This window comes from Chromobacterium sp. CCUG 76385, from assembly GCF_059916625.1.
Window position 1 is genome coordinate 20,934 of the sequence record NZ_JAUCGU010000001.1, and the last position, 23,456, is coordinate 44,389.

Here is a 23,456-nt window from a genome sequence, read left to right on the forward strand (position 1 = left end):
AGGTAAGCAATTGGAATAGCCGCAAGCTCGATGGGAGCCCGCGATGAAGCCGCCGCGCCTGTTGCGCAGGCTGGCATATCCCTTGCGCTTGTCCGGCCCCATCATCGAAGCGCTGCTGCCCGATGTGGCGATAGGCGAGCTGTGCGAAATCCGCCGCAGCTGGCAAGACAGCGAGGTGGTGGCTCGCGCCCAAGTGGTGGGCTTTCATGGCTCGCGCGCGGTGCTGAGTCTGATCGGAAATGCCCGCGGCCTCTCGCGCGAGGCGGTGCTGCAACCCACTGGCGGCGCCTTGTCGGCCTGGATAGGCGACGACGCGCTGGGCGCGGTGATCGATCCCACCGGCCAGATCGTCGAACGTTTTTGCGAATCCACCGGTTTGGCCGGCGGCCGTCGCGGCATCGATGTCGATCCACCGCCGTATTCGCAACGGGTGGGCATACGCCAGCCGCTGTTGACCGGCGTGCGAGTGATAGATGGTTTGCTGACTTGCGGCATTGGCCAGCGGGTGGGCATTTTCGCTTCGGCTGGCTGTGGCAAGACCATGCTGATGCATATGTTGATCGAACAGACCGAGGCGGATGTGTTCGTGATCGGACTTGTGGGCGAGCGCGGCCGCGAAGTGACCGAGTTTGTCGAGGCCTTGCGGCAGTCGCACAAGCGCGAGCGCTGCGTGCTGGTGTACGCCACGTCGGATTATTCCTCGGTGGATCGTTGCAACGCTGCTTTGTTGGCCACCACGGTGGCCGAGCATTTCCGAGAGCAAGGCAAGCAAGTGGTGCTGTTTGTCGATTCCATGACGCGCTACGCCCGCGCCCTGCGCGATGTGGCGCTGGCGGCGGGGGAACCGCCGGCGCGGCGCGGCTATCCGGCGTCGGTGTTCGACAGCCTGCCGAGGCTGCTGGAGCGGCCCGGCACGATGAGCCAGGGCAGCATCACCGCTTTTTATACCGTGCTGCTGGAAAGCGACGACGAGCCGGACCCGCTGGCGGATGAAATCCGTTCGATTCTGGACGGCCACATTTATTTGAGCCGCAAGCTGGCCGGGCAGGGGCATTACCCGGCCATAGACGCGCTCAAGAGCACCAGCCGGGTGGCGGGGCAAGTGACGGAGCGGGCGCATCAGCAAGCGGCATCGGCGGTGCGGGGATTGATGGCGCGGCTGGAGGAGCTGCAAGTCTTTATCGACCTGGGCGAGTACCGGGCCGGCGAAAACGCCGACAACGATAAGGCGATGAAGGCGCGGGACGCGCTGCGGCTATGGCTGCGCCAGCCCATGGATCAGCACTCGCCGTTCCCGCTCACGCTGCGGGGCATGCATGAGCTTGTTGCCTAAGATAGGCGCGTTGCTGCGCCGCTGCGAACTGGCGCAATCGCGCTGCGAACAGGCCTTGGCGCAATTGGCGCGGCGCGATGCCGACTTGGAGCGGGAAATTGCAGCGATGAAAACGCAGCAAGACGGCATGCGCCAACTGTTGCTGGCGCAGCGGCCGGACGGCGAGGTGATGGCGCGGGACGAGTTGTTCGCCTGGCAGCGGACCCAAGCTGTTTTGCGCCATCGCATGCAAGACCTGGATTTTCAGATGGACCGCTTGCGCGAAGCGCGCGGCGAAGTGAAGCAAGAGCAGGACACGCAAACCACGCTGCGCAAGAGTTGGCTGCGCAAAGAAGATAAGTACCAGCGTTGGGCCAGGACGCAGCGCAGGCTGCGGCGGCTGGAAATGCTGAGTCGAGAAGAGAGCGAATCGGAAGAGAGGACAAAATGGGGATCGTGATGCCGGGCGCGGCGCTGGGGCGGGCGGCGTCGCTTGGCGAGGATGCCGGCGGCGTGGTTTCACTCGAGCGCATCGCCAAGCTGAAAGTGGAGCGAAGCAAGAAACGCTTGGATGCCGAAGCTGAAGAGGCGTGCGCCTGGCTGGCGTATGCGCCGCCGACAGACCGCTTGGCCGATGCCCCGCTCGCGGCGGAATCGTTTTCCATGTCGGCGGGGCCGGCGGAGGCGGTCTCGTCGGCCAGTGTTTTCGACGCTTTGCCGGAGGCGGGAACTCGCGCGGGCAATCCCGTCGCGGCAATCCAGTTGCCGATGGCGCCAGCAATAGGAATGACGGCCTCTGCTGAGCCCGTTCTTGTCCATGGCCGCGAACTTTCGCCTGCCGCGGCCGACAGCGCGACGCGCACGGATGAGCCGGCCTTGCGTGTTCCGGGCATCGTGGCGGCTGCGGCCACGCCGGGCCAGGCCCTGGCTGTGAAAGCGGGCGTCCAAGGGGCGATGAGAGACCCGGCGAGGATCGCTAGCGCTAAGCCATCCAGACAAGAGGAGCCTATTGACAGGTTTGCTGTCTCTTTGCCGCCAGCTTTGCCTGCCGATCTGCTGGCGCGTCCGCTTGGCGCCGATAAGGGCGAAACGAAGGGGGCGGCCCGGCCGAATCCAGATTCGATCTCTGCGATGGCAGTCGGCAAGCCGCCGCAGCATCATCGCTCCGCGCAACCGCAACCGCAACCGGATTTGCTGCATCTTCGAGCAAATGCCGTGAAACCGATTGGATCGCCGCATGATCGCGCGGCGGTTGCGCCGCTGGAGGGGCGGAAGGCGGCAGGCTTGCCGCCGGAAAAGATCGGCGCGGTCAGCGGGGTGGAATGGCAAAAACACGATGAAACGATAGCGAAGACAGAGAGAGCTGCAGGCATTTCTGACGGCATGGATCTCACCTCGGCAGAAAAACATGCCGTGAGGGATGGCCAGCGACACAGCAAGCAGAGCATGGAGGCCGTCGCGCAGCAGGCCGCTATTCCAGCCAACTCGCCAGCCCACGGCGCGGTAGCGGGTGCCGCGCTTGGCTCAGCCTTGGCTGTCAAAGCTGAGAACCAGCCAGAAGCGAGTCTGCCGGGCGCATTGCCGACTGACCATGTCGCGTCCGCTACGGCTGCCGTGCGGGAAGCCGCGGCGGTGGATGCTATTGCGTTTGCTTCGAACGCGGCCGCGTCAGCGTCCCCCGCTTTGCCGGGTGAAGCTGGGGCTTTGCAAGTCGCGGCATTGAATCTATCCGGCGAGCTGGTAGCGCCGAACCTGAAAATGCTTGCGCGAGAGGTAAGCCTCATTCCAGAAACGCGCGGTGCGGATATACCCAAGGCCGCGCACCCTCCATCTCGAAAAAGTGGGCTCGCGTTTGAGTATGAGCTTAGCGGGGCTGAGGCAGGCGTTTGGATGCCGCGGCCTTCGCTGTCGCGAGGGAACCAATCCGAAGAGTCTCATGCGCCGGCCGCGAAGAAGACGCCGCCGCAGAGCCGCCAGGCGGCTGTGGAGCCGGAAAAGTCGCCATCAGGCATGAATTTTCGCTTTCAAAGCTGGGGGGAGGCGCATGCGGTCAAGATCACAGCGGAAACCGGCCCTTCTGGCTGGCAACTGCAGTTGCAGCCTTCCGATAGCCTGGTGTCGCAACGCTTGAGCGAACAATGGGCGTCCGGTAATCCTCAGCAATGGCGGCTGCTGCCGGGCGATGGGGAGGGCCGGCGCGATGCGCCGCCGCAGGGCGAAACCGAAGAGGATGAATGATGTTGCGTTTGCGGCGAGTGAATAGCCAGGCGATCCACTTGGCGGCGATGGCTGAGCGCTGGAGCGGGATGGGGCTTGAGACGGCGCTGGCGCGCCCCTCCCGCGCCGGAAGATGGTTGCCGCTGGGCGATGAGCAGCGCCGTTGGCATGGCTGGCTGGAGCATCGCGATTGCCTGCGGCGCTTGTCGCCGCAACTGGCCGGTCTGGCTAGCGGCGCGGCGTCGGAAGGATGGCTGGCCGAGCTGATCGCGGCCAGCGCAGAGCCTCAGGAGTGGCCGATGCCGGAGCTGGTTTGCCGGCGGCTGCGGGTGGGGGCTGCGGTGGCGGGAGATGCCTTGCCGGCTGGCGACATGCTGAGAGTGGAGACGCCGCTGGGCGAACTATGGCTGGACCGCGTTGAAGCGCCGCAGCAGGCCTCTGCCGCTTGGGACGCCTGCCTGCGGCGCTTGCCTTTCCCCTTGAGTTTTGTGTTGGGCCATAGCCGGGTGTCGCTCGGCCTGTTGCGCAGCGTGGCGGCGGGGGACTGCCTGCTGATCCAGGACGCAAGCGCCGTGGTCGCGTGCCATGGCCAGGTGGTGGGGCGTTTTCAACAATTGGATGAGGGAATCACGATGACGTGGCAGCAAGAGGACATGGCGCAAGACGAGGAACAAGCAGTATCCGATTTTCAGCGCCTGCCGGTGCGGGTGGAATTTGTTTTGCAGCGCAGTCAGATGACGCTGGAGGAACTGCAATCCTTATGCCAAGGCAGCGTGTTGCCGCTGGAGGCAGAGGCGCAGCGCCGGGTGGAGGTGAGGGCCAATGGCGCCCTGCTGGGCCGGGGCGAGCTGGTGCAGCTGGATGGCCGCATGGGCGTGGAGCTGGAGCAATGGCTGGGGAGCGCCGACGATGTCGAATGATATTTCACTGATCGCCTTGATGGCGTTCGCCACGCTGCTGCCTTTTTTGATCGCCTCCGGCACCTGTTATATCAAGTTCTCCATTGTGTTCGTGATGGTGCGCAACGCGATGGGCCTGCAGCAAGTGCCTTCCAACATGACGCTCAATGGCATCGCCTTGATGCTTTCAATGTTCGTTATGATGCCTATTGCACAGCAATCTTATGAGTACTACAAGGACGAGCATGTCAGCTTCGCCAGCATCGATTCGATAAGCGATTTTGTGCAAAACGGCATGGAAGGCTACCGCTCGTATTTGCAAAAGTACGCCGAGCCGGAATTGGTCCGTTTTTTTGAAAAAGCGCAGGCCCAGCGCTTGGGCGCGGAACCCGCCGCCGCCGCCGCTTCCAATGAGCCGGCATCGATATTCGCGCTGTTGCCGGCTTACGCGCTCAGTGAAATCAAGGGCGCGTTCAAGATCGGCTTTTATCTGTATCTGCCCTTTGTGGTGGTGGATCTGGTGATTTCCAGCGTGTTGCTGGCCTTGGGCATGATGATGATGAGCCCGGTCACGATCTCGGTGCCGGTCAAGCTGGTGCTGTTCGTGGCGCTGGATGGCTGGACACTGCTGTCCAAGGGCTTGGTGCAACAGTATCTGGATGTGCCGGCTTAAGGGGCGAGAAATGAATGACTTGGTTTTCGCCAGCAACCGGGCTTTGTACCTGGTGCTGCTGATGTCGGCAGGTCCTGTCGTGGTGGCGACTGTCATCGGCTTGCTGATCGGCCTGTTTCAGACGATTACCCAGCTGCAGGAGCAAACCCTGCCTTTCGGCATCAAACTGGTCGGCGTCAGCCTGTGCTTGTTTTTATTGTCGGGCTGGTATGGCGAAACGTTGCTGGGCTTCGCGCACGAGGCGATGCGGCTGGCGCTGCGCAAGGGATAGCCGCATGGCCGCGGGATTGTATTTCGACATCCATGGCTGGGCGGCGACGGCGGCGCTGGGCTTTGCCCGCGTGGGGCCGGTGTTCTTCATCTTGCCGTTTTTGAACAGCAATGTGTTGACCGGCGTGGCCCGCGGCGCAATCGGCATGTTGGTGGCGCAGGGCCTGTGGCCGCATGCGGCCGGAATCGAATTGCCTGTCGATATGCCGCCTTTCCCATTGTTGTTGCTGCGCGAAACCATGATAGGCCTGCTGCTGGGGGTGCTGTTGGCCTGGCCGTTTTGGGTATTTCATGTGCTGGGCAGCGTCATCGACAACCAGCGCGGCGCCACCTTCAGCAGCAGCGTGGACCCCGCTACAGGGGTGGATACTTCCGAGCTGGCCAATCTGTTCAACTTGTTTTCGGCGGTGATTTATCTGCAAGGCGGCGGCATGGCGTTGATGTTGGAGATGTTCGCGCAAAGCTACCGCTTGTGCGATCCCTTGTCCGCCGGCATGCCCGCTTTGCAGCCGGTGTTGGGCGTGGCGGGGCGGCTCATCGGCAAGGCCGTGGTGTTGGCCAGCCCCATGATCGCCGCCTTATTGCTGACCGAAATGACTTTGGGCTTGCTGTCGCGCTTCGCCCAACAACTCAATGCGTTTTCCGTCGCGATGACGGTGAAGAGCCTGGTCGCGCTGATCATCCTGCTGCTGTATTTCGAGCCCGTGCTGTCGCGCGAGGTGGCTCTGCTATCCATTCATCCCGCCGCCTTGAACGTCTGGTTGCCCGCGCCGAGCTGACATGGCTGAAAAAACCGAACAACCCACCCATAAGCGGCTGCGCGATTCCGCCAAAAAAGGTCAGTCCTTTAAAGGGCGCGACCTGATTATCTGCTGCATGACGCTGGCCGGCGTGGCCTGCCTGGTGTCCTTCGGCTCGCTGGTCGAGGTGATGGGTTTGTTCCGCCAAGCGGTCGCCCATCGTTTTCAGCTCGAAATCCATGGCTATGCGCTGGCTGTGTTGTGGCTCAGCGCCAAGTTGATGCTGCCGGTGCTGCTGGTGTGCATCCTGGCTTCGGCCTTGCCCTCCTTGCTTTTCAGCGGCTTTGTGCTGGCCACCGAAGCCTTGAAGCTGAATTGGGAAGCCTTGAACCCGGTGGAAGGCTTCAAGCGGCTGTTCAGCCTGCGGACAGTCAAGGAGGTGGTGAAAGCCTTGCTGTATCTGGCCAGTTTCATCGTGGCCGGCATGGTGGTGTGGAACAAGCACAAGGTGCTGCTGTTTGCCCAGCTTTACGGCACGCCGGCCAATCTGGCGACCGTCTGGCGGGAGCTATTGCTGTCGCTGGTGCTGACCTGTTTGGGCTGCATCGCGCTGATCGTGGTGCTGGATACCCTGGCCGAATACTTCTTGTTCATGAAGGACATGAAGATGGAAAAGGAGGAGGTGAAACGGGAAATGAAAGAGCAGGACGGCAATCCGGAAGTGAAGTCGCGCCGCCGCGAAGTGCATATGGAAATCCTGTCCGAACAGGTGAAGTCAGACGTGTCCAATTCGCGGCTGATCGTCGCCAACCCCACGCACATCGCCGTCGGCATTTATTTCCGCCCGGATTTGTCGCCTATTCCGCTGGTGTCGGTGCTGGAAACCAACCAGCGCGCGTTGGCGGTGCGCGCCTACGCCGAGAAAGTGGGCGTGCCTGTGGTGCAGGACATTCCACTGGCGCGGCGGATTTACGCCACGCACAGGCGTTACTCCTTCATCAGCCTTAAGGAAATCGACGCGGTCTTGCGGCTGCTGGTGTGGCTGGAACAGGTTGAGGCTGCTGTTGTGGCTGAGTATCCCATTGAGGATGAGCCACCGGGCTGAAAATGAGCGTTTCTTGAATGTTTTTTTCCGAAATTCCAGGCCAAATAGACCCATTGAAAATTTTTAGTAAATTTCAGTGTTGGGCCCCGTCTGGAGTGCTGATTAATAGTGAGGGTAATGTTATGCAGACTTTGGATGAGACGAGTAGTGATAGGTTATCCCAGCAGATTTGGGATGCGATTAATGAAGGCGCTACCTTAAAAGACATGCACGGCGTGTCTCAAGAGATGATGGATGGCATATATGCCTATGCCTATCACTTTTACCATAGCGGCCGCTTAGAGGAGGCAGAGGCTTTTTTTCATTTCCTATGTATTTATGATTTTTATAATGCAGATTATATTATGGGTTTGGCTGCTGTATTTCACTTGAAGAAGCAGTATAAAAAAGCATCTGATCTATATGCGCTTGCTTTTGCGCAAGGGAAAAGTAATTATGCAGCCATATTTTATATAGGCCAATGTCAGTTGAGCATGAGGAAGGCAGTCAAGGCAAAGCAATGCTTCGAAGTTGTCCAAGAGTTCAGTACTGACGAGTCTTTGATTGAGAAAACTAAAGTATATCTGGACGCGTTAGCTGAAGTCGAGGGTGCTGATGTTAGTGATGTTGGCGAAGAGGACTAGATAAATGGTAGAGAAAGTGAATGGCGGGTTCCAGGCTTTTGATCCTTTAGGTAATACTGTCTCGAGTATGGTCCGGTGGTCGGAAGAAAAAGTTGCCAAGGTTTTTTCTCGGCTAGATAAAGGGGATTTAAGGCTGGGTGCTGCTCCTGTTGTAAATGATGCGCTTCCTAAAATACCTTCCCCTTCCGATGCTGCGCAAAGCATGATAGGTAAGGATGGTTTTTTTGTCGGCTATGTGATGACAGCTATAAGCTTGCTAGGCAAAGTGACTGTTGAAGAGCTGGAGCAGATGGTTGCGAATTGGCGTGCATTAATGAAGAGCGAGAAAGATGCAAGTGATAAACTGTCGATGAAATTTAACAAGGCGGTAGCTGATTCAGAAGCCGCTATCGCGGATTTTAAAAAGAAAGATGCAGCGTATCAGGCTGATTTGAAAGATGAGTCGGATAAGAAGGCTACATTCGATAAGGCGAGTGATGAATTAAAGAAGGCAGAGCCGAGTGCTTCGAATTATGGAAAATTAAAGGATGATAAAGATAAGGCGGAAAGGGAGTGGAATGCGGCAAAAGATAAAAGTAAAAACTCTGGAACTGAGCAAGCCAATGCCTATGCGGAAATGAGCAGGCAGATGAAAAGCACTCAGGATTTGTCGCATAAGGTGGTTACAAAAGATGGTAATTGGTCTGATTATAGAGATTCACAGACGAGAAATCTGAATAATCTTGGTATTATGGTTAAAATCATTGCAGAGATGACCAAAAGGCTGGGCGAGGATGGCGTGAAAAGTTTAGGGACCGATCTGGAGATATTCAAGCAAATTCAAGAGGCACGCATTAAGGAGATGGATAAAAAAGCGAGTGATCTTGAGGAGAAAGAAAATACGTCCAAGGCTTTGGGGTGCTTGGGGAAAATATTTGGCTATCTTCTTGCTGCGGTGGCAGTTGTCGGGGCGGTTTTTACAGGCGGAGCCAGTTTGGCGTTGGCTGTAATTGGTTTGGGCTTAATGGTTGTGGATGAAGTGGTAAAGGCTGCAACCGGAAAGTCATTTCTGGGTGAGGCAGTTAGCTATCTGTATGATAAGTTGATAAAGCCATTGGCTGATTTGATAGGAAAGGCGATTACATCATCTTTAATGGCTTTGGGTGTTGATAAAAAGACAGCAGAAATTATTGGGAATGTGGTTGGAACTATATTGGCGATAATTGCTGTTGCTGCAATGATGGTGCTTGCCAAAGCGGGAGGGCAAGCTTTGGCAAGTAAAATGGAAGGCTCTATGATAAGTGTGATGATCAAGGAGGCTGCTAAGTTTATGGAGAGAGCTTTAGAGAATGTCACGGGGAAAGCAGGTCAGAAAGTTTCTAACTCGGTTACAAAGTTAAGAGAATTTTTTACAGGGCATAAGCAAGGGACGGATGGTTTTGATAAGGCGGTGTTGCAGGGGGAGAAGTATGCAAATCGAGCGCAATTTGTGGTTGGTGGCGTTGATGCAGGATTTTCAATCGCAAAGGGTGTGACAGATATGTTGAAAGAGCAGGACTTGGCAGTGATTACCTTGTTGCGCTCCGAGATGGAGTTGTTGAGTCAATTAATGAGTCAGGTGGTGGAGCGTATTTCGAAAGACTTCAAGGTGGAAGAGAGAATGGCTAATTTAAATTCCAGGTTGATAGAGACAAACTATTCAACGGGTGTGGCTATTCTTGGTCAGATGAAACTTTAATTGGGAGGTGTGTATGACTGATGCTAATGCGATCAATAGATCTAGTGGCCCGATATATATTCCAGAAAACAGCGATGATGAAAAGCACCTAATTCTTGCGCCGCGGGTGGATTATTTTGGCTGTGTTTTCTTGGGCTTGCCAGGTAAGGATGGTAAAGATGGCAAACTCAAATCTCCAAAGCTTAGCCAGCAGGATGCTGGCGATTTGGATATTGGTAATTTGTCAGGGGGGGCGGCGCATATGCTATCCATCCTTTGGCAGGATTTTTTGAAGGTTTATCAAGATCATAAGAAGTTGCAAGGAAAAATGATTGAATTCAGCTTTAAGCTAAGCCAGGCGCAGGCTGAAGATATTGTCCGTAAAGGATGGATGGAGTTTGGTGTTGGCATGGCCGGTGGGGTTCTTTCTTTGGGGCTTGCCTTTCATGGGTTTAACAGCACAAGAAAGGGGATAAATTTACAAGAGAGTGCGTTGTCAAAAAATGTGGGTGTTGATGCTGTGCAAACTAGCACCCTAAGTAAGGGTTTAGAGAATATTCCTTTTGCTGTGCCAGTGAATCCCACACGCCAATATGGTAAGAATCCTTCTATCGTTCCTGTTAAGTCAGAGAGCAATGCTGGTAATCCTGCTACGGCACCAAAAAATGATCCTGCTAAAGAAGCGGAGTTATTAAAAAATAAAGGCGCCTTTTTTACTGCCATTGCCATGTCTTCGGGGCAGGCTGTGGGGGCGATCTTTCACGTTCCAGCTTCAATGGCTGAAGCGGATTCAATTTTACATCAAGCGGAGTCCCAAATAGCGCAAGCACAGGCTCAAGCTGAGAGTGAAAATAGTGGGAAAGATTTGCAAATGATCGATGGAATTTTTTCCACGATAGATAAATTTTTTGAATCAAATAATGGCGTTATGTCGACGTTGGCGGGACAGCGCTATGCATAACCCACTTGGGTTGTATTTTATTAATCTTGGGAGCGATGATGCTTGATTTTCAAAGTCAATTAGTGCCATTTCAATCTGGCCTGCATACGGCTTCTAATTGGTTAAATCCAAACCAAGTCAAATTGGTCGATGAGAGTAATGGGCAATTTTCGACAGTCGAAGAGGGGAGAAGTAAGCTATTGCATGACATTGAGTTGCGAGCGAATCGTGTGAGAGAGTCACTGCCGTTGATCGAGGATGGAGTCGTTTCCTCTGGTGAAGTGGATAGTAATTTACTGAGTGATATGCAGTTAAATCAACATCAATTACAGGGAGCAGTTAAAAGTCTGAGAGCATTGAGGCCGAATATTCCAAGTGCAGTTGTAAGCGCTCAGCTTGATAGCTTAAGCACGATTGTGCATTCCTCTACTCCTTTTGCTAGGTCTCTCATGGCCAAAGCGGAGGGCGGGACTTTGTTGCGAGATAAAGGCAGCGATTTTTATTTGTGGGATCAATTGGCATTTGGCATTAATAGCGTTAACGTGGCTTATTTGCAGGCATATCAGGAGATTGTATCAAGGTATGTAAATTTCTATACGAATTTTAGCGATAAAGTTTTGGCGAAGATGGGAGATTGGGTTACTGCGACCAGTGGCGATAACGGAGACAAGATTACATTGGATACAGGGGCCTTGGGGGGGGCGCTGGATTCTCTTATTAAGAGTAATGAACTGCTTTTGTATAAAGTGAAAGACAGAGAAGATAGTGATAAAAAGGTCACGAAGAGTGCGAGTGAAGCGGCAAAGGAATGGTTCTATGAGTTGACGGGGTATAAAGATACTTCTCTTCCTCGCGGTGGGATTTCTCTAAAGAGTCCTGAGCTATATATAGATGTGACACCTCTTGAAAATATGAAAAAGAGTTTGGGAGGCTTGCCTAAAGATATGAATAGCGCCAAGTTTCAAGCATGGAAGGCTGGATTTGATTCGCAAGCTGAGGAGTTGAAGAGCACCATGCAGGCGTTAACTCAGAAGTACAGCAATGCAAATTCTATTTTTGACAACTTGGTAAAAGTGTTGAGTTCAACCATTACCGCTTGCCTGGAAACGGAGAAGTTATTTTTACAGGTTTAGTATTGGTAAGTGTGAATTGGATTGAGGGCTTGTATGGTTTGGCAAAATGGGATTGAGAAAAGAGTTGTTGAAGTGCTGCGAGTGGCTTTTGATGTGAGGGCAGAGCAGCTGCTGCCCCAGGTCAGATTGGTCGATGAGTTGTATGCAGACTCTATGGAGTTGCTGGATATGGTGTTGCGACTGAATGATGCTTTTAAAATTCAAATTAGCGCTGTTGATGTTTCTCGTATGCAGACTGTTGAAGATGTGTGCGCGGTAGTGCTTAAATGCCTGGCCGCGGATGGGAAGCAACTGGTCTGATTCGAATGTTGATCATTTTTTTATGGTTTTCCTAAAAAGCAATTTTCTGCCCAGGTGGCGAGGATATCTGGACGTTTTCTATGCTGAGTTGAGATATTTCAAAATCACCAAGGTGTTGGCATGTTTAAGTTATGCGGTAATGATTTGGGGTGGTCAAAGAGTTGATTGAAATTTGACTGGCTGAGAGTAATGCATTTTGTTTTTGAATTTGGCTTGGTTTTCTTAATGGGAGTTTGGGAGGGTTTGGATTTGGCAGCAATAACTGTAAGGAGGGAGTGAGTAGCATGCCTGAATTGGTGACCGGTGGTCATGTGGATGCATATGAGCAATTTGACAGGTCGCTGTCTTGGATAACTAATTTTGCCTTTTCCCAAGCGTTGGGCAATGGCGAGTTCCGGATGTGCTATCAGCCACAGTTATGTTGCCGGAGCTTGAGGATCGTCGGCGCCGAGGCCTTGATGCGTTGGAACAGCAGTGTGGCAGGACGAGCGATTAGTCCTGCCGACTTCATTCCACAGGCCGAGGAGAATGGTTTTATCGTCGAATTAGGCGGTTGGAGCATGTCGGCGGGCTTGCGAGAGTTGTCGCGTTGGCGGCAGGCGGTTTCGCTTGAGAGCGGTTTTCGCTTGGCGATCAACCTCTCTGGAAGGCAGATGACGGCAAGTTTGCCGAGCAGGGTGGCGGCTTTGTTGGAGGAGGTGGAGGTCGCTCCCGAGTGGGTGGAGTTGGAGATCACGGAGTCATACAGGCATCTGGATATCGACTTGATGGCGAAAGTCGCCGCGCGATTGCGCGACATGGGCTTGGGCATCGCCATTGATGATTTCGGCACCCGTTTTTCGGTGATGGAGTACTTGCGGCGCATGCCGGCGACGCGGATCAAGATCGATGGCAGCTTGACCCGGCAGATAATGGTTTCTGAACGTGATCACGCCCTTATGCGCAATTTGATCCGCATGATAGGCGAGCTGGGCATGGAAAGCGTGTGCGAGGGTGTGGAAACCGCCGAACAATTGGCGGCGATCCAGGACATGGGCGCCGATAGCTGGCAGGGCTTTCTGTTTTCGCCCGGCGTTTCCAGCAAAGCCTTTCAGGCTTTGCTGGACGATGGCCCCCAGCAATGAGCGCGGCATGAAGCTGCGCATGGCTGGCCTGGGGTATACTCCGACGATTCTGTGGCGATAAGCCGCATAATCGTTATCGGGGTAGAAATGGCGGAACAACATTCCCTTTTTGGCGGCGCGCAGGAAACCATGGCGCGCGGCGCGTGGCAGGCGGGCTTGCCGGCGGTGCTGACTTTCCCGGATGAGCGGCCTATCGTCGGCAGCGATTTGGACGTGTTCAAAGAGTATTTCGGCGCCACGGTGGCGCAGGCGCTGGCGGCGCTGGGCATTCAAACTCACGGCCGCTGGTCTACTATCGTCAAGAAAAATGCCGACAAGCCGGTGGATGGGGCCATCGCCAATCTGGTGCGCTGGTATGCGGCGCATCCCGAGCGTTTTCCGTTCGGCCAGGTGGATATGCCGACATTGCGCCTGCGCTTGTCGATAAACCAGGATTCCTTTGCCCAGCTGTTCGGCCGCAGGAAGGTGGCGGTGTCGCACTGGGAGCGCAAGCAGGTGAAGCCGGAGCCGCAAGTCCAGATCATCGCCCGCGAGATCGATGATTTGTTGAAATCATACGAACAGCAAGCAGAGCAAGAGCGGGACGGCTCGCCGCGGATGATCGTGCAGCATCTCTTCCATAAGCTGGAAGAGGTGGAGCAGGACAAGAGCCTGCGCGGCAAGGGCGAGATCTTGGCGGCGATCCGCGAAACCTTGTCGATGCTGGAGAAAAACATCCTGGTGAAGCAAGAAGCCACCACGCGCAGCCTGGATATGTTGCACGAGTTCATGGACATCGCGGCCCTGAACGCCAGCCTTATCCCCGCTTCCCCTCCGCGCCGCAAGGCTGCCGCCGCCAACGATGATTGATCGCCTCGGCGGCTCAGGAAGCCGCCGCCAACTCTCCCACTCGGATCAGCGCCCGCTGATAGGCGTCGTTCCACGGGTAACAGCAGGATAGGCGCAGGCAGTTGCGGTAGCGGCCCTTGGCCGAGTACATCGCCCCCGGCACCACGGTGATGCGTTCGGCCAGCGCGGCGCGGAACAGCTGCATGGTGTCGGCGTGGCTGGGCAGCTCCACCCACAGCAGGCAGCCGCCGGAGGGCAGGGTGGCGCGGGTGCCGGCCGGGAAGTGCTGGGCCACCGCGCCGCGCAGCTTCTCCATCTGGCTGATGAAGTGGCGGCGGATCAGCCGCAGGTGGTGATCGTAGCCGCCGCTTTCCAGATACTCGGCCAGCGTCTCTTCCAGCAGCGCCGGCTGGCCCAGGCTGCTGGAGAATTTCAGCCGCCGCACCTCGCTGAGAAAGCGGCCGGGCGCGATCCAGCCGATGCGGAAGCCCGGCGCCAGCGTCTTGCTGTAGCTGGCGCACAGCAGCACCCAGCCGTCGCGGTCGTAGGCCTTGACCGCGTTTGGCGTCGCGGCGCCGTAAAACAAATCGGCGTGCGGCACGTCCTCGATCAGCGGCACCTGGTAATCGTTGACCAGCTGCGCCAGCCGCTGCTTGGCTTCCGGCGGCATGGTGCTGCCCAGCGGGTTGTGCACGGTGGGCATGGCCACGACGGCGTTGAGCCGCTTTTCCGACAGCAGCAGCTCCAGCGCGTCCAGCGCCAGCCCGCTGGTGGGATGGGTGGGGATTTCGATCACGGAGAGGCCCAGGTCTTTCAGCATGGGCAGCAGGGCGAAGTAGGTGGGCGATTCCACGCCTACCGTATCGCCGGGCTTGCAGGTGGCCCTGAGCGCCAGTTGCAGCGCTTCGGTGCAGCCATTGCTGATCACCAGATCATCCGCCGCCAGCACGCAGCCCCAGCTGACCGCGCGCTGGGCGATCTGCCGCCGCAGCCGTTCCGAGCCGGGCGGAAACGGGTAGTCGGTGGTCAGTTCCGGCTGCTGGCGCAGCAGCCGGCCCATGATGTGCTTGAAGCGGGTGGTGGGGTAGAAATCGCTGCCGCGCGGGCTGGCCAGTGACAGATCGATGAAATCCGCCTGGTTCTGCGCGCCCATCACTGCCTCGATCTGGTCCACCACCTCGCCGGTGTGGTGGGCGGCGCTTTGGCGGCGCATGCGCGGCAAGGGCAGGGTGGCGGCTGATTTGACGTAGAAGCCGGATTGCGGCCGCGCCTCTATCAGCCCGCGGTCTTCCAGGGTGCGGTAGGTTTGCAGGATGGTGGACGGGCTGACCTTGTGCATGGCGCAGGCCTTGCGCACCGATGGCAGCCGTTCGCCTGGCCGCACCGTGCCGTTCTGGATCAGCGTGATCCACTCGTTGACCAGCTGCTGATATAGCGGCTCTTGGCTCATGTTTTGCTCTCCTGCAAATCCAAACAGTACAGTTCCGAACGAAATTAACCATAACAGTTTCGCAACTGTACAACTGTTATGGTCTCAATTCTATTTTTCTGAATCTGTATTTGTCCAGCCGCAAGGCATAAGATGGCGGCCTTGAGTCGGGGGGCTGCCCCGAGGATGCCGGCGCCTTGCCGGACGCGGTTTCAGGAGTCGTCATGAATCTGGTTGCGCTTGTCACTTATCTTTTGGTGATGTCCATCACCCCGGGCCCCAACAATCTGGTGCTGGCCTCGTCCGGCGTGAATTTCGGTTTCTCCCGCACGCTGCCGTCGCTGCTGGGCATGACATTGGGCCTGTCGCTGCAAATCGGCATCCTGACGGTGTGCCTCGGTGAAGTGATGGCGACTATGGCCTCGCTGCAGCTGTACCTGGCGCTGGCCGGCTGCGGCTACCTCTTGTGGTTGTCCTGGGGCATGGCGCGCTCCGGCAGCGCCAAGCGCGTGGAGGCCGGCGCCCGGCCCATGGGCTTCTGGGGCGGCATGCTGTTCAATTGGCTGAACCCCAAAGTCTGGCTGATGGGCTTCAATATGGTGATGGTGTTCCTGCCGGCGCAAATGAATCCGTGGCGCGCCGCCGCGCTGTTTGTGCTGATCACCTTCCTCACCAGCCTGCCGTGCATCGCGGTATGGGCCGGTTCCGGCGTGGCCATCCGCCGCTTTCTGGATTCGCCGGGCCGTCTGCGCCTGTTCAACTGCGCCATGGCCGCTTTGCTGGCGCTGACGGCCTTGTGGCTGCTGTCGGAAATGCTGCCGGCCCAGCCGCTGCCCAACATGATCTGACGTCGAGAAAGCCCGCCTGTTTGCGGGCTTTTTTGTTGGCGGCGTACAATAGCCGTCTTTCAGTGTTTTCGTAGAGTCCAAGCCATCATGATCCGTACCCGTTTCGCTCCCAGTCCCACCGGTTACCTGCACATCGGCGGCGTCCGCACCGCGCTGTTCTCCTGGGCCTTCGCCCGCAAGAATAACGGCGTATTCGTGCTGCGCATCGAAGACACCGATCTGGAGCGCTCTACCCCGGAATCGGTGAAGGCGATTCTGGACGGCATGCACTGGGTGGGTTTGGACTACGACGAGGGCCCGTTCTACCAGACGCACCGCTTCGACCGTTACAAGGAAGTGATCCAGCAGCTGCTGGCCTCCGGCCATGCCTACCATTGCTACTGCAGCAAGGAAGAGCTGGAAGCGATGCGCGCCGAGCAAGAGGCGCGCGGCGAAAAGCCGCGCTACGACCGCCGCTGGCGTCCGGAAGTCGGCAAGACCCTGCCGGCGATTCCGGAGGGCGTGCAGCCGGTGGTGCGCTTCAAGACCCCGCTCTCCGGCGTGGTGGCCTGGGATGACGCGGTCAAGGGCCGCATCGAGATTTCCAATGAAGAACTGGACGACCTGATCATCGCCCGCCCGGACGGCAGCCCCACCTATAACTTCTGCGTGGTGGTGGACGACTGGGACATGCAGATCACCCACGTGATCCGCGGCGACGACCACGTCAACAACACCCCGCGCCAGATCAACATCCTGAAGGCGCTGAACGCGCCGCTGCCGGTGTACGGCCATCTGCCGATGATCCTGAATGAAGACGGCCAGAAGATGTCCAAGCGCCGCGACGCGGTCAGCGTGGTGGACTACGCCGACAAGGGCATCCTGCCGGAAGCGCTGCTGAACTATCTGGCGCGCCTGGGCTGGGGCCACGGCGACGACGAGTTCTTCACCATGGAGCAGTTTGTCGAGTGGTTCACGCTGGAAGCGGTGAGCCCGTCCGCCAGCCGCTTCAACCATGAAAAATTCATGTGGCTGAACGCCCAGCACATCAAGGCCGCCGACAACGCCCGCCTGGCAGAGCTGATCGCCCCGCGTCTGGCCGCCGCCGGCATCGAAGCCGCGAATGGCCCGGCGCTGACCGAGGTGATCGCGCTGGTGAAGGATCGCGTGCAGGATCTGAACGCCTTGGCCGTGGAGGCCGATTACTTCTACCAGAAGCGTGAGCCGGCCGCCGCAGATGTGGAGAAGCATCTGGCGGGCGACGCCGTGGCGCGCATGGGCCGCTTCGCCGACAAGCTGGCGGCGCTCGACGTCTGGACAGCCGAATCCATCCATGAGCTGTTCAAGCCGTTCTGCGCCGAGGAAGGCATCAAGATGGGCCAACTGGGCATGCCGCTGCGCGTGCTGGTGTGCGGCACCACGCAAACGCCGTCGGTGGACGCAGTATTGGCCTTGATCGGCAAGGAAGAAGTGCTGCGCCGCATCCGCGGCTGATCCGGCGTTTCAGCCTGAAGCACAATGCCCCGCCTTGCGCGGGGCGTTTTGTTTGTGGATGGGCTGTGCGCTAGGGGCTGTTGACGTTTTGTGAGCGGTCGCGCCGGGATGCGTTTTGCGACGAATCGAGGCGTTTCGCGCGCCGCATAGTCATTCTCTGCCAGCGCGGAACAACGAAGAGTCGGCGCGAAAGGCACCCGGCCCTGCGGGTTTGGCCGCTTTGGGCCGGAAGCCACGTTGCCCAGCCCTTGCATAGAATGACTATGCGGCGGACTGTGCGCCTTGCTTCCGGCACAAATCGGCTCAAACGCGATCCACTCACCAAACGTCAACAGCCCCTAGCGCCGCAGCCACTGCCAGCTGGCGATGCCGGCCAGGGTCATCAGCAGCGAGCCGCTGACGTGGAATGCGATGGCGGTCAGCGCCGGCAGCAATTGCCCCTGGCGCAGCAGGTCCACCACCTCGGCGGAAAAGGTGGAAAACGTGGTCAGCCCGCCGCAAAAGCCGGTGATGATCAACAATCTCCATAGCGGCGACAGGCCCGGCAGGTCGGCGAATACCGCCACGGCCACGCCGACGATGTAGCCGCCTATCAGGTTGGCGGCCAGCGTGCCCGGCGGCAGCGCCGGGAACAGGCTGTTGAGGCGCAGGCCCAGCAGCCAGCGTAGCAAGGCGCCGGCGGCGGCGCCGATGGCGATGGCCAGTATCGATTTCCACATGGTCGGGACGCTTGAAGCGGCAAACAGCTTGCATTCTGCATGGCGGCGTCCCGCGCGTACAGTCCTGCGGCCTCACAGGATTTCGGCGATGGCGCGGGCGGCGCGCTTGGTGTCCAGGAAAATCAGCCCGAGCTTGGCCTCCTTGCGCGCGATCACCGCCAACACCGCGTCGCGGCTGGCATGGCTCATCAGGATGTAGCCGTTGTCGCCCTTGACCATCACCTGCTCCAGCTCGCCGCGCGACAGCTCGCGCGCGGTGCGTTCGCCCAGCGACAGCATGGCCGCAGCCATCGCGCCGACGCGATCTTCGTCCACGTCCTGTGGCAACAGCGCCGCCATGGTCAGGCCGTCGGCTGAGATGATGGCCGAGGCCTCGATGTCGGCGGAGGCGCCGTTCAGGTCCTTCAAGATCGATTTGAGCATTTGTTCGCGCATGGTTTTCTCCGGGGCTAGGCGTAGCGGCGGGCCAGCAGCTCCACCAGCGTGACGAAATGCTGGTCTTGCAGGCGCGGCATGCCGCCGATGATCAGGACAAACGATTGCTGGCCGATGTACAGCGGGTAGAAGGCCAGCTCGCTGGCGCCGGCCGGATTGGCCACCGCCCAGGCCGAGCTGCCCAGGTTCAGATGTTGTTGCAGCAGCAGGGCGTGGCGGCGGCCCAGGCTGATGATGTCGCCGGCCAGCGCGGCCACTTCCTCCGCTGTTTCGTGGTGGAAGCCGGCTGCGGCGTAATACAGGCCGTTGTCGTCGGCCAGCATGGCGCGGCCGCTGTCGGACAGCGCCGTCAGCACCGGCGGCAGCTGGCTCTCCAGATTGCTGCCCAGCGTGGGGCGTGGCGTTTCCGTGCCGTGGACGAAATCCAGCCGCTGCAGCCGGTACAGCGTATCCAGCGCGGCTTCGCCATCGCCGTCGCACCATTCGGCCAGCAGCGCTTCCGTCAGCGGCACGCTGTGGCCCAGGCGCAGAATCTGCGACAGCAGGCGGCGGGCGAGGGTCTTCTCCTGGCTGGCCACCGCGAAATACGCGCCGGCGGGGGTGGCCATCGGGTAGAGCCTGTCTTTCAGTTTCAAAGTGCCGTCCATCTCATGCCTCCAGACCCGGGTCCAGCGAATACAGCAGCGCCAGCACCAGCTGCTTGACGTCCTCGCGGCGGCGGCAATCTACCTCGAAGACGGGCGGCCGCATGCCGAAGCGGGCCAGCAGCCGCGCGTAGGATTCGACGTCCGGCTCGCGCTTGAGGTCGGTCTTGCTGACGCCTATCACCAGCGGCGCCTGACGCAACAGCGGCTGGAACGCTTTCAGGAAAAACTGCAAGTCCTTGACCGGATTGGGGCGGGTGTTGTCCAGCAGCAGCACCAGGCCGATGCCGCCGCGGCTGACGATCTCCCACATGAAGTCGAAGCGCTCCTGGCCGGGCGTGCCGTACAAATGCACCTTGCAGTCCTGGTCCAGCCGCAACAGGCCATAGTCCAGGGCGACGGTGGTTTCCCCCTTGCGCTGCAGCGTCATGTCGGAAGCCGCCGCGTCGGTGCGCACCGGTTCGATGTCGCTGATCGCGGCGATGGCGGTGGTTTTGCCGGCGCCTACCGGTCCGGCGAAGATGATCTTGTTGTCTGGGCTTGGCATGGCGTGAGAGTCCTGATGGCTTACAGGCCGGTGATCTTGCGCAGCAGCCGGGACAGCACGCCGCGGCGCGAGGCGTCGGACGCGGCTTCCGGCTGGGGAGGCCGGCCGCGCATGGGCGGGGAGGCGATGACGCCCAGCCTCCCTTTCGTCGGGATGTCCAGCGCGCCTATGCTGTGGGCCGCCGCGAGGAAGTCGAACAGATCGGCCGGGGCGATGCGCAGCATGCGCGCGATGACCCGTAGATTCACCGTGGCGCGGCACAGCAGCGCGCTGACGCGCAGCGCGTCTGGAATCGGCGCCAGGCGGGTCAGGTTGGGCCTGTAGCGCAGGCGCAGCGGGGTGTCGGCCTGAATCTGGCGGATCAGGCGGCCGCGCGCGCTCCAGATCGCCAGTTGCCACAACAGCGGCTTCAACGGGCAAACCGGCGCTTCGGCGGGCAGCGGGGCGCGGGTCAGCGGCGCGTGCTGGATGGCCGCGGCATCGATCTGGCAAATCTCGCGCAGCCACTCTGCGCGGCATAGCCGCCGCGCCTCGTTGCGGCTGCCCAGGATGGCGACGATGGGTTCGCCGTCGGCCAGGATCAGCGCGTCCTGGCGCTGACGTTGCAGCAGGCAGGCTTGACCCAACAGTCCGCTGGCGGGGTCAAAGCGTTCGATAACCGCTGGGCGTGCGGGCCGGGCGCTTGGCTTGGGCGGCGGCGCGCTTGGCGGCGACCAGGCTGTATCCGCAACGGGTTTTTCCTGTAGCTCGCGCAGCAGCGGGAAGAGCTGTTCGACGCGCAAGGGTTTTTTCAGGATGGCGGCCGGGGCGCGCTGCGGCGGTGCGGCGGAAACGATGGCGGCAGGCAATTGGGGATGCGCCTGGCGGAAGCGCTGCCACAGCGGCCAGCCTTCGCCGTCGATGTCCACCAGGGCGAGGTCGGGCGGGGCATCGGCGGCGTCGACGGCCAGCCGGTAACCGAGCGCCGCGTGCATGCGGAAAGCCAGCCGCAGCAACGCCAGCTTGCGCTCGTCCATGCCGGCGGTCAGCACGGTCACCGGCGCGGATGCGGGACGGAGCAGACGGCAGGCGTCAAGCGGCAAGTCCACGATGCCGCCGCTCATGCATGGCCTGGACAAAGGCGCTCAAGGTCAAAGTGATTTCGCCGGGCGGCTGCCGGCCATCGTCCTTCAGCCGGCGCAGCAGCCAGGTGAAGCGCGGCAGATCATCCAGCCGTTCGTACAGCTGCAGCAGCGGCGGGTATAGCGCCGCGTCGTCGGGGCGGCACAGGATGGCTTGCTCCAGCACGCGCGTCGCTTGATCCGCTTGGCCGTAGTCGAGATAACGCTCGGCCTCGCGCAACGGGTCAGGGCTGTCGTCGCCGCCTGGTCCGGCGCGCCGCTCCACCAGCTGCAGGCACGGTTTGGATGGGGGCGCGCTCAATGGGCTGTAACCCGCCTGGCGGCCGATTCTTTCCAGTTCGGGGCGGTCGGGGTCGGCTGCCAGTTGTTTCAGCATCGGATGGCTGCCGATGATCAAGCCGGCATGCACCAACTGCTGCTTCAGCCTGGCGCCGTAAGGCCCCAGCGCCAAGTGGAATTGCCACAGCGTCCGGCAATAGCCGTCCAGGTCGCGTTGCTGGTAGTGAACATACAAGGCGTCCAGCCGGTGCGACAGCGAGCCAGGCCGCAGCCGCAGAATGGTTTCCAGCACCGGCAGGGCGTGGCGGAAGTCCTGGCTGGACAGCAGGATGCGCGCCTGGCGCTCGGCCGGCAGCAGGCTGGAGACGATGTCGCGCTCCATGGCGTCTAGCGCCGCCAGCGGCCGGCGTCCGTCCACCAACGCCACCGGCGTCAGCGGCGCGCCCTGGCCGCTTGGGGCCGCTTCAGGTTCCGGTTCGGGCACGGCCAGGGCTTGCAGCGTGATTTCCTCGATGCCGTCGCCCAGCGCCGCCGCGATGTCCGACATGCCGAGGCCGAGGCGCTGTTCTGCCAACAGCCTCAGCTCAAGATTGTTGAAGTCGCGGCGCAGCCCCTGCAGCACGGCATCCTCCAGTTGCGCCCGGTCCAGCAAGGCCTGGTCGTGCATGCTGCGCAGCGTTTCGGCGTAGTCGTGGATGTGGTCCAGCTGCAGGTACAGTTCGGCCAGGCGCTGCAAGTGTCGCCTGGAATGCCCTGCATAGTGTTCGACATAGCCGCGTAAGGCCTGGGCGGCGTTTTCCAGCTGGCCGAACTGGATGAAGACTTCCACCTCGGTCAGCGCATCGACGGCGCCCACTTCGTAGTCTGGCGCGTTTTCCGTCTGGGCTGGCGGGGGAGGTTCGGGCATGCCGGCGTGGGGCGGGGCGGCATGCGTAGTCTGCATGGCGGCGTTTGCCGGCGAGATGCGGCGCAGACGAGGCAGCGACATCAACATGACAGCGATCGCGCCGGCCAGCGCCGCCAGGGCCAGCCAGCCGCTCTGGGCATGGGCGAACACCAGATCGGTCCAGTCAGTGGCGTTCATGGCAGCGGCTCATGTTTTTGCCGCAGCGCGTAGTCGTCGCTGCTGAGCAGGTCGGTGCCGCATTCCAGCCGCTCGAACCAGTCGAGGAAGCGCTTGACCATGTCCTTGCCTTGGTACGAGCCGCCGTGTTGCGGCACCAGCCATTCGATGTCGAGCTGGCGCACCATTTCCACCCACAGCCGGCAAGCCTTGTTATTGCTCATGTAGCGGCGGTGGAAGCCTTCCATATGGCTCTCGCGCAGGTGGCGCTCGAAGTCCTGCACCGGCAAGCCGGCTTCGCGGCCGTCCATCAGCGAGGCGCCGATATCGCCGGAAAACAGGATTTTGCTGAGCGGGTCGTAAATCTGGAAAAAACCCACGGTGTGCAGGTAGTGCGCCGGCACGATGCGCAGTTCGCAGCCGCCCAGCTTCAGCAGCATGCCTTGCGGCGGAATGGCGATCAGCCGCCCCTCCGTGACGCCGCGCACGCAGAAGTGCGGCAGGAAGCGCACCCATTCTTCAGCGATGATGATCTTGGCGTCGGTGATCAGCAGCCAGCCGTTGGCGGAGGCGACAATGTCCGGGTCCTGATGCGAAGCGAAGATGTAGCGCGTATGGGACGGCAGGAAGTATTCGGCCATCTCCGCCAGCAGATGCTTGTAGGTGAGATTGCCGCCGGGATCGAGCAGGATGCCTTCGCCCTGATCGATGATGGCGAATTGATTGGCCTGGATGCCGTCGCCCTGCACCAGTTCGGTGAAGGCGACGCACTTATGGTTGCCGTCGTCGTAAAGCACCTGCGCCATGATGACCTCTGCCAGCGTAACGGGGTTTCTCGCCAGGGGCGAGCGTGACGTTGGGATATTAGGCGGTCTTGGCAGGGGCGGGCTTGATTGAAATCAATATGTCATAAACGGCGCGCGACAAAAAAAAGAGCCCCATGTGGGGCTCTGAATTGCACCTTCGCTCAGGTGATCGAACCGCGAGCCGCAATGCGGCAGGCCATTCGATCGCGTCCGGCTCGCTGGCTCCATGGAG

The 23,456-nt window shown here is 59.5% G+C and carries 25 protein-coding genes; 17 read left to right on the forward strand and 8 right to left on the reverse strand.

Annotated elements, in window-relative coordinates; genetic code table 11:
• Positions 1-43: 43 nt before the first annotated feature.
• The 15 genes from sctN (at position 44) to QUG01_RS00180 (ending at position 13,881) form a co-directional block, all read left to right on the forward strand.
• Positions 44-1,333 (forward strand): type III secretion system ATPase SctN, encoded by a 1,290-nt coding sequence (gene sctN, locus QUG01_RS00110; RefSeq protein ID WP_500828326.1) that lies wholly within the window; start codon positions 44-46, stop codon positions 1,331-1,333.
• Entirely contained in the window at positions 1,317-1,772 is a 456-nt protein-coding gene (locus QUG01_RS00115; protein WP_500828327.1) for a SpaM family type III secretion system protein, read from the forward strand. The genes sctN and QUG01_RS00115 overlap by 17 nt, the downstream gene beginning before the upstream one ends.
• A complete protein-coding gene (locus QUG01_RS00120; RefSeq protein ID WP_500828328.1) occupies positions 1,760-3,550 on the forward strand; it encodes a SpaN/EivJ family type III secretion system needle length determinant in 1,791 nt (596 codons plus the stop codon). The genes QUG01_RS00115 and QUG01_RS00120 overlap by 13 nt, the downstream gene beginning before the upstream one ends.
• Positions 3,547-4,449 carry a YscQ/HrcQ family type III secretion apparatus protein gene (locus tag QUG01_RS00125; RefSeq protein ID WP_500828329.1) on the forward strand — a complete coding sequence of 301 codons (903 nt, stop codon included), beginning with the start codon at positions 3,547-3,549 and terminating at the stop codon, positions 4,447-4,449. Before QUG01_RS00120 ends, QUG01_RS00125 begins: the two co-directional genes overlap by 4 nt.
• Complete coding sequence (locus QUG01_RS00130; protein ID WP_500828330.1) at positions 4,439-5,101, forward strand: EscR/YscR/HrcR family type III secretion system export apparatus protein; 663 nt, start codon at positions 4,439-4,441, stop codon at positions 5,099-5,101. The genes QUG01_RS00125 and QUG01_RS00130 overlap by 11 nt, the downstream gene beginning before the upstream one ends.
• A 10-nt stretch (positions 5,102-5,111) precedes the next feature.
• Positions 5,112-5,372, forward strand: coding sequence for an EscS/YscS/HrcS family type III secretion system export apparatus protein (locus QUG01_RS00135; protein ID WP_254297148.1), 261 nt, complete (start codon positions 5,112-5,114; stop codon positions 5,370-5,372).
• A 4-nt stretch (positions 5,373-5,376) separates the two neighbouring features.
• Entirely contained in the window at positions 5,377-6,150 is a 774-nt protein-coding gene (sctT, locus tag QUG01_RS00140) for a type III secretion system export apparatus subunit SctT (RefSeq protein ID WP_500828331.1), read from the forward strand.
• 1 nt (position 6,151) lies between these two features.
• Complete coding sequence (locus QUG01_RS00145) at positions 6,152-7,216, forward strand: EscU/YscU/HrcU family type III secretion system export apparatus switch protein (RefSeq protein ID WP_500828332.1); 1,065 nt, start codon at positions 6,152-6,154, stop codon at positions 7,214-7,216.
• Between the two features lie 122 nt (positions 7,217-7,338).
• A complete protein-coding gene (gene sicA / locus QUG01_RS00150) occupies positions 7,339-7,839 on the forward strand; it encodes a type III secretion system translocator chaperone SicA (RefSeq protein ID WP_500828333.1) in 501 nt (166 codons plus the stop codon).
• Between the two features lie 4 nt (positions 7,840-7,843).
• Complete coding sequence (gene sctE / locus QUG01_RS00155) at positions 7,844-9,556, forward strand: type III secretion system translocon subunit SseC family protein (RefSeq protein ID WP_500828334.1); 1,713 nt, start codon at positions 7,844-7,846, stop codon at positions 9,554-9,556.
• A 13-nt stretch (positions 9,557-9,569) separates the two neighbouring features.
• Positions 9,570-10,496 (forward strand): IpaC/SipC family type III secretion system effector, encoded by a 927-nt coding sequence (locus QUG01_RS00160; RefSeq protein WP_500828335.1) that lies wholly within the window; start codon positions 9,570-9,572, stop codon positions 10,494-10,496.
• Between the two features lie 38 nt (positions 10,497-10,534).
• Complete coding sequence (locus tag QUG01_RS00165; protein ID WP_500828336.1) at positions 10,535-11,608, forward strand: IpaD/SipD/SspD family type III secretion system needle tip protein; 1,074 nt, start codon at positions 10,535-10,537, stop codon at positions 11,606-11,608.
• A gap of 33 nt (positions 11,609-11,641) precedes the next feature.
• Positions 11,642-11,908: an acyl carrier protein gene (locus QUG01_RS00170; RefSeq protein ID WP_500828337.1), complete on the forward strand. Its 267-nt coding sequence runs from the start codon at positions 11,642-11,644 to the stop codon at positions 11,906-11,908.
• Between the two features lie 284 nt (positions 11,909-12,192).
• Positions 12,193-13,032, forward strand: a complete 840-nt coding sequence (locus QUG01_RS00175) for an EAL domain-containing protein (protein WP_500828338.1) — start codon at positions 12,193-12,195, stop codon at positions 13,030-13,032.
• Between the two features lie 87 nt (positions 13,033-13,119).
• A complete protein-coding gene (locus QUG01_RS00180) occupies positions 13,120-13,881 on the forward strand; it encodes a hypothetical protein (protein WP_500828339.1) in 762 nt (253 codons plus the stop codon).
• Between the two features lie 13 nt (positions 13,882-13,894).
• On the opposite strand, the gene QUG01_RS00185 is transcribed toward QUG01_RS00180, so the two are convergent.
• Positions 13,895-15,310 (reverse strand): aminotransferase-like domain-containing protein, encoded by a 1,416-nt coding sequence (locus tag QUG01_RS00185; protein WP_500828340.1) that lies wholly within the window; start codon positions 15,308-15,310, stop codon positions 13,895-13,897.
• A gap of 203 nt (positions 15,311-15,513) precedes the next feature.
• Between QUG01_RS00185 and QUG01_RS00190 the strand changes: the two genes are divergently transcribed.
• Positions 15,514-16,137 carry a LysE family translocator gene (locus tag QUG01_RS00190; RefSeq protein ID WP_500828341.1) on the forward strand — a complete coding sequence of 208 codons (624 nt, stop codon included), beginning with the start codon at positions 15,514-15,516 and terminating at the stop codon, positions 16,135-16,137.
• Positions 16,138-16,221: 84 nt separating this feature from the next.
• Positions 16,222-17,610 (forward strand): glutamate--tRNA ligase, encoded by a 1,389-nt coding sequence (gltX, locus tag QUG01_RS00195; protein WP_500828624.1) that lies wholly within the window; start codon positions 16,222-16,224, stop codon positions 17,608-17,610.
• A 338-nt stretch (positions 17,611-17,948) separates the two neighbouring features.
• On the opposite strand, the gene crcB is transcribed toward gltX, so the two are convergent.
• From crcB to QUG01_RS00230, 7 genes are all read right to left on the reverse strand, one after another.
• Positions 17,949-18,329: a fluoride efflux transporter CrcB gene (gene crcB, locus QUG01_RS00200; RefSeq protein ID WP_500828342.1), complete on the reverse strand. Its 381-nt coding sequence runs from the start codon at positions 18,327-18,329 to the stop codon at positions 17,949-17,951.
• A gap of 72 nt (positions 18,330-18,401) precedes the next feature.
• A complete protein-coding gene (locus QUG01_RS00205; RefSeq protein ID WP_500828343.1) occupies positions 18,402-18,764 on the reverse strand; it encodes a roadblock/LC7 domain-containing protein in 363 nt (120 codons plus the stop codon).
• A gap of 14 nt (positions 18,765-18,778) precedes the next feature.
• Positions 18,779-19,411, reverse strand: coding sequence for a peptidase M23 (locus QUG01_RS00210; protein ID WP_500828344.1), 633 nt, complete (start codon positions 19,409-19,411; stop codon positions 18,779-18,781).
• Position 19,412: 1 nt separating this feature from the next.
• Positions 19,413-19,955, reverse strand: a complete 543-nt coding sequence (locus QUG01_RS00215) for a GTP-binding protein (protein WP_500828345.1) — start codon at positions 19,953-19,955, stop codon at positions 19,413-19,415.
• Positions 19,956-19,975: 20 nt separating this feature from the next.
• Positions 19,976-21,058, reverse strand: a complete 1,083-nt coding sequence (locus QUG01_RS00220) for a hypothetical protein (RefSeq protein ID WP_500828346.1) — start codon at positions 21,056-21,058, stop codon at positions 19,976-19,978.
• The gene (locus QUG01_RS00225) at positions 21,027-22,439 is read right to left on the reverse strand and encodes a type IV pilus assembly protein FimV (RefSeq protein ID WP_500828347.1); all 1,413 of its coding nucleotides are present in this window, start codon (positions 22,437-22,439) and stop codon (positions 21,027-21,029) included. Before QUG01_RS00225 ends, QUG01_RS00220 begins: the two co-directional genes overlap by 32 nt.
• A complete protein-coding gene (locus QUG01_RS00230; protein WP_500828348.1) occupies positions 22,436-23,224 on the reverse strand; it encodes an oxygen-binding di-iron domain-containing protein in 789 nt (262 codons plus the stop codon). The genes QUG01_RS00225 and QUG01_RS00230 overlap by 4 nt, the downstream gene beginning before the upstream one ends.
• Between the last annotated feature and the right edge of the window lie 232 nt (positions 23,225-23,456).